Origin of the sequence: Micromonospora tarensis (assembly GCF_016803395.1) — a bacterium.
GTDB lineage: Bacteria > Actinomycetota > Actinomycetes > Mycobacteriales > Micromonosporaceae > Micromonospora > Micromonospora tarensis.
This window is the reverse complement of sequence record NZ_JAEVHL010000489.1, coordinates 1-1,609: the sequence shown is the minus strand read 5'-3', so window position 1 is coordinate 1,609 and position 1,609 is coordinate 1. Positions and strand designations below refer to the sequence as shown.

At 75.0% G+C, this 1,609-nt stretch carries 2 protein-coding genes; both read left to right on the top strand.

The window, feature by feature from the left end; all coding sequences use genetic code 11:
• Positions 1-237, top strand: a 237-nt coding sequence (locus JM949_RS35825) for an adenosylcobinamide-GDP ribazoletransferase (RefSeq protein ID WP_203152458.1), incomplete at its 5' end; no start/stop codon positions are given.
• Between the two features lie 67 nt (positions 238-304).
• Positions 305-1,600 carry a DUF2314 domain-containing protein gene (locus tag JM949_RS35820; RefSeq protein WP_203152457.1) on the top strand — a complete coding sequence of 432 codons (1,296 nt, stop codon included), beginning with the start codon at positions 305-307 and terminating at the stop codon, positions 1,598-1,600.
• Positions 1,601-1,609: the final 9 nt, after the last annotated feature.

Below are 1,609 nucleotides of genomic sequence, written 5' to 3'. Positions count from 1 at the left end.
ACTGTCGGCCCGGTGGCGCTGGCCGTCGGCGCGATCGCCGTCGGGCTGCTCGCGGTGCCCGCGGTGCCGGGTCGCCCGTGGCAGGGGCCGCTGGCCGTCGCGGTCGGACTCGCCGTCGCGGCGGCGCTGCTGACCCACCTGGTACGCCGGCTCGGCGGGATCACCGGCGATGTCCTCGGCGCGACCGTCGAGGTGGTCACCACGCTGGTCTACCTGGGTCTGGTGCTGTCCGGCTGAACCGGGCACCGCGGGCCGGGTAGCGTTCGGCTCGACAACACCGGCGCGCCCACCGGGGGAACCCAGCATGCTCATCACGGACGACTTCCTGCCCGTACCGGTGCCGGAGTCGCTCAGCGCGACCTACCTGGTGCCGATGGCGGGTCTGCCGAAGGTCAGCCCGAAGACCGCGGTGGCGGCCCTGACCGGCCGGCTGGCCGAGCCGGTGCACGGGCTGGCCCGGCAGATGCTCGACAGCCCGCTGATGAGCGTCGACACCCGGCCGATCGCCGAGTTTCCCGAGCTGCCGCCGGATCTGCTCACCGCGTTCGGCGCCACCGAGGAGCAGTTGGCCCGGCTGGCGGCGGCGACGCACCTGGTGGTCGTGCAGGCCGAGTACCGACCCGGCTGGCCGCCCGCGCACGAGTGGGCCGCCCGGGCGGTCGCGGCCGCGGTGGCAGAGTCCGTCTCCGGTGACGTGGTGGACGTCTTCGGCCTGCAGTTCCTCGACCCGGCGACCGCGCTGCGTTCGCTCCCCGACGAGCAGGGCCGGATCCGGCTGGTCGACTGGGTGCTGGTGCCGTACTCCTCCGACACCGAGGGGCTGTGGTTCACCACCAAGGGGCTGCGCCGCTTCGGCCTGCTGGAGTTGCAGACCCAGGGGGTGCCCGACCACCTCACCCGGGCCTGGGGCGCGGTGATGACCGGGGCGGCTCGCCGGCTGCTGCGGGACTGGACCGACGGGCTCACCGGCGAGGAGGTGCCGGCGTTCGTGCAGTTGCCGGTGCTGGCCACGGTCACCGGGCACGACATCGCGGTGGCGTACGGCAACCCGGAGCAGCATGGCGCCACCGCCCCGGTGCTGCTGCGGCTGGAACTGGACCCGGCGACCGATCCGGAGGCCGACTCGTTCCTCAGCCTGCGCCCGCCGGCCGGGCACCCCGGTCCGGACGGGCGCTACTACGCCGCCGCCTGCGCGACGCTGTTCTCCGGGATCCAGCCGGACGTGCGTTACGCCCGCTCGGGCGACGCGATGAGTCGGGCGGTCGCCACCGCCCGCGCCGCCCTGGGTGACGCACGGGCCCGGTTCGTCGCGGGCCAACTCCCGGCGGAGTCGCAACTGGTGGTGAAGTACGGCCTGCCGGGCGACGACGGCCCGGAGTACGTCTGGGCGGGCGTCACCTCGTGGGAGACCCCGGAGCGGATCGTCGGCGTGAGCGCCAGCGACGCCGCCACCGACCAGAGCGTGCGGATCGGCTCCCCGGTGGTGGTGGAGGCCACCGACGTGGTCGACTGGGCCGTCCTGGACGGCACCGGCGTCCTGGAGGGCGGCTGGACCCAGGCCGTCCTGGACTCCGGCGAACCCCCCACCCCAGCCCGCTGACCCGCCCCC

Bases quoted from the DNA above. Each gene is read 5' to 3' on its own strand.
- JM949_RS35820 (WP_203152457.1), top strand. From the start codon at position 305: ATGCTCATCACGGACGACTTCCTGCCCGTACCGGTGCCGGAGTCGCTC.